9 protein-coding genes are annotated in these 7,300 nt (G+C 43.5%); all 9 read left to right on the forward strand.

Annotated elements, in window-relative coordinates:
- The first annotated feature begins 39 nt into the window (after positions 1-39).
- Positions 40-324, forward strand: coding sequence for a phage tail assembly protein (locus tag N482_RS19880; protein WP_063378717.1), 285 nt, complete (start codon positions 40-42; stop codon positions 322-324).
- A 26-nt stretch (positions 325-350) separates the two neighbouring features.
- Positions 351-482 (forward strand): GpE family phage tail protein, encoded by a 132-nt coding sequence (locus tag N482_RS24535; RefSeq protein ID WP_081228108.1) that lies wholly within the window; start codon positions 351-353, stop codon positions 480-482.
- Positions 483-492: 10 nt separating this feature from the next.
- Positions 493-4,152: a phage tail tape measure protein gene (locus tag N482_RS19885; RefSeq protein ID WP_063378718.1), complete on the forward strand. Its 3,660-nt coding sequence runs from the start codon at positions 493-495 to the stop codon at positions 4,150-4,152.
- Positions 4,149-4,562 carry a phage tail protein gene (locus tag N482_RS19890; RefSeq protein ID WP_063378719.1) on the forward strand — a complete coding sequence of 138 codons (414 nt, stop codon included), beginning with the start codon at positions 4,149-4,151 and terminating at the stop codon, positions 4,560-4,562. Before N482_RS19885 ends, N482_RS19890 begins: the two co-directional genes overlap by 4 nt.
- A gap of 8 nt (positions 4,563-4,570) precedes the next feature.
- Complete coding sequence (locus N482_RS19895) at positions 4,571-5,629, forward strand: phage late control D family protein (protein ID WP_063378720.1); 1,059 nt, start codon at positions 4,571-4,573, stop codon at positions 5,627-5,629.
- 309 nt (positions 5,630-5,938) lie between these two features.
- A complete protein-coding gene (locus N482_RS25020; protein WP_155730662.1) occupies positions 5,939-6,100 on the forward strand; it encodes a hypothetical protein in 162 nt (53 codons plus the stop codon).
- Positions 6,101-6,148: 48 nt separating this feature from the next.
- Complete coding sequence (locus N482_RS25025) at positions 6,149-6,289, forward strand: hypothetical protein (RefSeq protein ID WP_155730663.1); 141 nt, start codon at positions 6,149-6,151, stop codon at positions 6,287-6,289.
- 20 nt (positions 6,290-6,309) lie between these two features.
- Positions 6,310-6,867: a hypothetical protein gene (locus tag N482_RS19900; protein ID WP_063378721.1), complete on the forward strand. Its 558-nt coding sequence runs from the start codon at positions 6,310-6,312 to the stop codon at positions 6,865-6,867.
- Positions 6,867-7,244 (forward strand): hypothetical protein, encoded by a 378-nt coding sequence (locus tag N482_RS19905; protein ID WP_063378722.1) that lies wholly within the window; start codon positions 6,867-6,869, stop codon positions 7,242-7,244. The genes N482_RS19900 and N482_RS19905 overlap by 1 nt, the downstream gene beginning before the upstream one ends.
- Positions 7,245-7,300: the final 56 nt, after the last annotated feature.

The raw sequence follows: 7,300 nt of genomic DNA on the forward strand, positions 1-7,300 counted from the left end.
TCGCGCAGGCTTTTTTAAACACATATTTGAGAGATAACCATGTCAAAACCAGAATTTAAAACCGTAAAACTCGAAACACCGATTACCCGTGGCGAAACCATAATTGAAGAAGTGCAGCTACGAAAACCCAAAGCTGGCGAACTACGTGGTTTGTCACTGGCTGATTTGCTAAACCTAGATGTAAACGCCGTAAGCACATTGCTGCCGCGTATTAGTGACCCAATTCTAACCAAGCAAGACATCGATGAACTAGACACCGAAAACCTCACATTATTAGCTGGTGAATCTGCAAGTTTTTTCGTGCCAAAGAGTATGAAGATGTAGCCCTTCCTGAATATGTAGACGAAGCGATGGCAGACATTGCCATCATTTTTCACTGGAAGCTTAGCGAAATGGACGACCTCGACATCATTGAGTTAATGCAATGGAGAGATAAAGCCATCAATCGCTGGAACCAAATCAATAACCCTGAAGAAGACTAGAGAACCTAACATGTCCAACAGGCTCGAAATAAAAGTACTGCTCAGCGCCATTGATAAGCTCACTGCCCCATTTAAAAAGATGCGTGCTGCAAGCGGCCATACCACAGAGCAACTTAAAAAAGCTCAACAGCGTATTAAGTCACTCAACAGGCAATCATCACAAATTGATGGCTACCGAAAAATTAGCAAATCTCTTGGTGTGACTTCGGCCCAACTCAAACAAGCGCAAGCCCAAGTTAAGCACCTTGCTCAACAAATGGAGCATTCAAAAGCGCCAAGTAAGGCGCTAACAAAAGAGTTTGAACTAGCCAGGGCCACCACCGTTAAACTCACGACTCAAGTTAAGCAGCTTACTGCGACAAAACATAAGCAACGAGAGGCTTTACGCGAAACTGGTATCGATACTAAAAAGCTAGCCTCGCACCAACGCATGCTTACAAATAACTTGTCGCAAGCAAATAAACAGCTCGCAGCACAAAAACAACACCTTCAAGGCGTTGCTCAACAACAAAAACAACTAAATAAAGCGCGAGCTCAATTAAACAATAGGCTCGACTTACAAACTAATTTAACCACCCAAGGCGCAGTGGGTGCAGCTACTGGTACTGCAGCACTGTATGCAACTGGGCAGTTTTTACAACCTGGTCTCGAGTTCACTGCTGCTCAGTCAAAAGTGCAAGCATTAACCAGACTTGATGCAGAAGACCCCGAGCTTAAAGCGCTGCGCCAACAAGCCCGTAATTTAGGTGCCACAACCAGCTTTACTGCCAACGATGTATCAATGGGCCAAAGCTATTTAGCAATGGCTGGCTTTGACGCCAAAGCAATAAATCAAGCCATGCCTGGCATGTTAGATCTATCTGTTGCTAATGGTACCGACTTGGCGATCACCTCTGATATTGCCTCTAATATTTTATCGGGTTTTGGCTTACAAGCAGACCAAATGGGCCGCTTGGGCGATGTATTAACTGCCACAACTACCCGCGCTAATGTCGATTTAATCATGCTTGGCGAAACCATGAAGTATGTTGCCCCAGCTGCGCGTGATTTAGGTATAGGTATTGAAGAAGCCGCTGCTATGTCTGGCCTACTGGGTAACGTCGGCATTCAAGCCAGCCAAGGCGGTACCGTATTGCGCGCCCTACTCAATCGGCTATCGAGCCAAACAGGCCCCGCAGCCGATGCAATGGAAGAGTTAGGCTTAAAAACCAAAGACGCCCACGGTAACTTGCGCCCTATTCCCAACATTTTGCAAGACGTTGTTAAAGCCACTGCACAAATGGGTAATGCAGATCGTGCAGGCATACTAAAAACCATTTTCGGTGAAGAAGCCGGCATAGGTGTCAGCGAACTCATTAAGCAACAAGGCGATGGCGCTATAAAAGCATTTACCGATGTACTTAAAAATGCTGCAGGCGAAAATGCCAGAGTCGCAAGGGTCATGGCTAACAATGCCAAAGGCGATTTGCAAAGCCTTGCATCAGCTTGGGACGATGTAGGCATAGAACTCTTTGAGGGTAACGACTCAGGCATACGTGCACTAATACAAGATGTAACCGCTGTGGTGCGCAGCATTGGCGGCTGGATGAAAGCAAACCCAGAGCTTACCTCTACCCTATTTAAAGTAACTGCTGCAACTGCGGCACTCGCGGCAATTGGTGGCACACTCACAGTTATGATAGCAGGCTTAATCGGCCCTATTGTCATGACTAAATTCGCGCTATCTGTTTTGGGTATTAAGCACTTACCCATGATAAGCAAAGGCTTTAAGTTAGTTGCACTAGGCATTGGTAAATTTAGTGCGATATTAAAAGGCGCTGCCGCTGCTGTTCGTATCTTTTCACTTGCTTTGATCAGCACGCCTATTGGATGGATCATTGCTGGTATTACCGCGCTCATAACCGCAGGCTATTTCTTAATTACACATTGGGATTCAGTAAGCGCATTTTTTAGTAAGACCTGGCAAACGTTAACTGCTGTTGTCTCCATTGGCATTACTAAAACCTTAAAAGTAATAAACACATGGCCACAAGCCCTAAAAGCCATATTCGATTGGGCGCCACTAAAATTAGTGGCAAGCAAGTTTACCGACTTAAAACGTTGGTTAAGTGGTTTTTGGCCATCAATAACCAGCAATGCTCAAGCACAATGGCAAAAGTTCAAATCTCTATTCAGCTGGTCACCGCTGGCAGCTATGGCCAGTGGCTTTACATCTGCCAAGAACTGGCTAAGCAAACTATGGCCAAGTATTACAAATACTGCGTCTGCAGGCTGGCAAAACTTAAAATCACTATTTGATTGGTCACCGCTAGAACTCGTTATTCATGGCTTTAGCAGCATTAAAAGCTGGCTAAGTAGCTTATGGCCATCGATAACAACCGAGGCTAATTCACAGTGGCAGAGCTTTAAATCCATTTTTAACTGGTCGCCTTTAGAGTCAATAGCCGGCGGGTTTAACTCTGCAAAGAGCTGGCTAAGCAACCTATGGCCAAGTATTACAAATACTGCGGCTGCAGGTTGGCAAAGCTTCAAATCATTATTTGATTGGTCACCGTTAGAACTCGTTATTCATGGCTTTAGCAGCATTAAAAGCTGGTTAAGTAGCTTGTGGCCATCAATAACAACCGAGGCTAATTCACAGTGGCAGAGCTTTAAATCAACTTTTAACTGGTCGCCTTTGGAGTCGATAGCCGGCGGGTTTAGTTCTGCCAAGAACTGGTTAAGCAGCCTGTGGCCAAGTATTACAAATACCGCATCTGCAGGCTGGCAAAGCTTCAAAACTATATTCAATTGGTCGCCGTTAGAGCTAGTCAATAATGGCTTTAACCGCATCAAAAGCTGGCTTAGTAGCTTGTGGCCATCAATCACCACTGAGGCAAATTCACAGTGGCAGAGTTTTAAATCAATTTTTAACTGGTCGCCTTTAGCCTCAATAGCCGGCGGCTTTAACTCCGCCAAGACTTGGCTTAGCAACTTATGGCCAAGCATCAACACAACTGCAGCTGCCGGCTGGCAAAACTTTAAATCGCTCTTCAATTGGTCACCGTTAAACGTGATCACAACCAACTTTAACTCTGTAGTCAGCTTTTTTACTAACTTACCCAGCAGGTTTATGAGCTTTGGCGAAATGACCATAGACGGCTTTGGCAAAGGTATTAGAAGCAAATTGCAGTCAATTAAAGACTCCATTTTTGGTGTTGGTAAGGGTGCCATAGCATCGTTAAAACAAACTCTCGGTATTACCTCACCAAGTAGAGTTTTCGCCACATTAGGCGACCAAACTATGCAGGGTTTGCAAGTTGGTATAGTGCGCAGCCAGAGTGAACCCTTAAAACAAGTAAATGCGCTAAGCAAAGTAATGGCAGGCACAGCCTTTACTTTAGGCGCTGCAAGTTTGCCCATAGCGGCGCAACCCGCCCAATTTGCAAAGGCTGAGCAGCCTACTTTTGTACGTGGATCGCAGTTATACCAACCAAACAAAGTACAGGCTGTTTCTCAAAAACAAACCAAAACCATACATATTGATGCCTCTATCAATGCACCAATCACAATCAATGCTGCACCAGGCATAAACGAGCAAGACGTAGCAAGGCAAGTGGCCGTTCAAATGGAACGAATACACAGGCAACAGCAAGCCAAAATCAGAGCAACTTTAGGAGACATAGAATGATGATGACATTGGGCTACTTTGTGTTTGAGCGCAAAACCTTAGCCCCACAACAAACTCAACACACCATGGTTTGGCGCCACCCTACCAACAATAGAGTTGGCGCTAGGCCAAGCACGCAGTTCTTAGGTGCAGGCGATGAAACCAAGGTGATTTCTGGCGTGTTGATGCCCGAATTTACTGGCGGAGAGCTTAGCTTAAAAGCGGTAACCATCATGGCCGAAACAGGCAAAGCCTACCCGCTCATCGATGGCTGGGGAAACATGCACGGTTTTTTTGTTATTGAAAAAGTAACCGCTGGTAGAACGGAACTACTGGGTAACGGCGCTGCACGTAAAATCGAGTTTGGTATTGAGCTCAAGCGCATTGATGAAAAACACACTCAACAGATTGCACACTCTCTTACCATATAGGCTAATCCATGACTCCTGATTACCAACTTACCGTCGATGGCAAAAATATTAGACTCAATGGCCAATTAATCAGCCTAATACTTACAGATAACCGAGGGTTTGAAGCCGACACAATTGAAATACAACTCGACGATAGCGCTGACCTGCTCGACATTCCCCGTAAAGGCGCCAAAATGCAGGTCAAATTAGGCTACGTACACAATGGTAAAAGTGAGCTAACCGACAAAGGCTCATACACCATTGATGAAGTTGAACATACCGGCGCACCAGATACCCTCACAATTCGTGGTAAGTCTGCCGATATGCGCGGCTCGTTGCTAAAAACCAGAGAGCAAAGCTTTCATCAAGTAACGCTCGATAGCATCGTTCAAACCATTGCACAACGTAATAACTTAGCCGCCAAAATAAGCCCTACCTTGAGCGCTGAGCAAATCGAACACATAGACCAAACAAACGAGTCAGATGCCCAGTTCTTAACCCGTCTTGCTGAGCAACTCGACGCTATCGCCACCGTAAAAAACGACAACCTCATGTTTATTGCAGCTGGCCAAGCTGTTAGTGCATCGGGCCAACCTTTACCCAAAATACATATAACAAGGCAATCAGGTGACCAACACCGCTTTAGCATCGCAGATCGCCAAGCCTATGCTGGCGTTACCGCCTACTGGCAAAATGAAAGAGCCTCTAGGCGTGAAAGCATAACGGTTGAAAGATCAGGTAATAATGGCGAGCTCACAGGCGGTGACGGTATTAAAACCCTTCGACATATCTACGCATCAAGAGCCACAGCAACACGCGCAGCCAAAGCAATGTGGGAGCGCATTCAGCGCGGTATTGCGACTTTTAGCTTAACGCTTGCAGAGGGTAACCCCGAGCTATTCCCCGAGACGCCAATAACAGTAAGTGGCTTTAAACCACAAATAGACAATAGCAATTGGATACTCGTGCAAGTGACCCACACGCTTAATAGCGCTGGTTACACGTCATCTCTAGAGCTTGAAATTAAGCAGGATGAGCAGTATCAGATAAGCGAACAATCTAGCGTATCCGACGGTAAAATAGCTTGAAGATTCATGAACCTGACACTATTGTTAATTTTATGTTTAAACAAAGATCGAAACATGAAATAATAATAAAGTTTTGACACTTCAATAAATTGTTTTGCTTATAACTGGCTGTAAAACAAGAACAGTTTTTCACCATCAATAAGTGTCATTTAAAGGATATAAATATGAAAACACCAATACCCCTTACATATAAAGAAGCTCAACAAGTCGGTGCCGGCAACGGCCTTGGAAATGAGCCACCTGCCAAAGCGCGACTCATTAACACCAAACAATAAAATGGATATCAGCCGCATTTAGGGAGAAAACAGCATGACAAAACGTGTTACCAAAAAGGCTTTAGAACTAACAAAAGGTGCGATTCAAGTCGTTAGCGCAGGCAACGGCTCAGGTAATGACCCTATAACGCAAAGTAGATTAGGTTCAGAACAAAACCTAAATACGATCCCAGCTAGCAAATTAAGAAAAAAGTGAGCCTGTCAGGTTCAATTAAAACCCAAAACTAGCAAAAGGAAATAAATAATGAAGCTGAATAAGAAAAATCTTAAAACATTATCAAAATCAAGCCTAGAGAGTGTTTATGGTGGACTTACATCAACGGGTGCAGAGCCTACTCTACAAGCCAATAAACAAGCAATTATTCTAGAGAACAAAAAACCTTAAAAGAAAGGCTAAGCAAGAGCATGAGTGAATTTCAAATAGCTACAGATATAGTCCTTAAAATTGCGCAGGCAATAATCGTTATCTTTTTGCTTATCAAATTTAGTGATCATAGATTTAGTTTGCTTTTTGGTGGTAAGAAAAGCCTAAAGTCACTAGAGGATCACGAACTACACTCATGCTTTATTTCAGCGTTTTGTGTCTTGGTATTTCAATTCATCAGCACTGAAATGGCAAAACATTTTTTAGCATCGGAAATGGAACTATCGCTGCTTAAAAAAGTGTATTACTTCATCCATATTGCTGTTGCCACAGTGTTTGCCTGTACTTTGTATTTTTTACATTCACTACGTGGGTGTTCATTCTCAAATACGGCGAAACGGTGCCTATACTTAACGGTAGTATCTGTTTTGCTATTTATGATGCAGCTCATTGCAAGAGGCTTTTTCAATTATGATGGATTATCCCCATTCTACAGCGTAGCTGCGTTGGTGATTCATGCGTTGCTCGTAGTCAATGTTGCAATTTATCCAGTTAAAGCTCTTAAAAAGATGCGTAACAGAAATCAAAAGGAGGCTTGATGTATATATTGTTCTTATCGTTATTTTGTTTGGTAATAATATTAAGCTTACTTACATTTGCAATCACAAAAAGTCATTCTAAAAGTACCCTAGAAGAAAAGGTAGATAATGCATTTAAGCAAACTCAGGTGTATGAAAACATTTATCCCAAAGCTGCTGAACCTGAATTACCTATAAACGCAAAAGCGCAAGAGATTGTTTTTAACATTGGTGAAGCGCAGGTAGTGCATGGGCAGAGCATTGAAGCTATGGACGTGACAAAGAAAGAGATCAGCCGATGTGTTGAGGTATATAAAAGCACGCAGCAAAAGCCTGTAGAACTGCATACTCTCAAAAAGCCAGTGCTTAGAGTGATAGAAAACAACACTAACAAGTAAGTGCACTTAAAACATTTGGCTATAGCAATAAAAAAGGAGGGCGTTCAAAATTCTGT

It is taken from the genome of Pseudoalteromonas luteoviolacea NCIMB 1942 (genome assembly GCF_001625595.1).
GTDB classification, from domain to species: domain Bacteria; phylum Pseudomonadota; class Gammaproteobacteria; order Enterobacterales; family Alteromonadaceae; genus Pseudoalteromonas; species Pseudoalteromonas luteoviolacea_A.

What these genes read in the sequence shown, in the direction of transcription:
- N482_RS25025 (WP_155730663.1), top strand. Translation starts at nt 6,149, where the DNA reads ATGAAGCTGAATAAGAAAAATCTTAAAACATTATCAAAATCAAGCCTA.
- N482_RS19900 (WP_063378721.1), top strand. Translation starts at nt 6,310, where the DNA reads ATGAGTGAATTTCAAATAGCTACAGATATAGTCCTTAAAATTGCGCAG.
- N482_RS24535 (WP_081228108.1), top strand. Translation starts at nt 351, where the DNA reads ATGGCAGACATTGCCATCATTTTTCACTGGAAGCTTAGCGAAATGGAC.
- N482_RS19905 (WP_063378722.1), top strand. Translation starts at nt 6,867, where the DNA reads ATGTATATATTGTTCTTATCGTTATTTTGTTTGGTAATAATATTAAGC.
- N482_RS25020 (WP_155730662.1), top strand. Translation starts at nt 5,939, where the DNA reads ATGACAAAACGTGTTACCAAAAAGGCTTTAGAACTAACAAAAGGTGCG.
- N482_RS19895 (WP_063378720.1), top strand. Translation starts at nt 4,571, where the DNA reads ATGACTCCTGATTACCAACTTACCGTCGATGGCAAAAATATTAGACTC.
- N482_RS19880 (WP_063378717.1), top strand. Translation starts at nt 40, where the DNA reads ATGTCAAAACCAGAATTTAAAACCGTAAAACTCGAAACACCGATTACC.
- N482_RS19890 (WP_063378719.1), top strand. Translation starts at nt 4,149, where the DNA reads ATGATGATGACATTGGGCTACTTTGTGTTTGAGCGCAAAACCTTAGCC.
- N482_RS19885 (WP_063378718.1), top strand. Translation starts at nt 493, where the DNA reads ATGTCCAACAGGCTCGAAATAAAAGTACTGCTCAGCGCCATTGATAAG.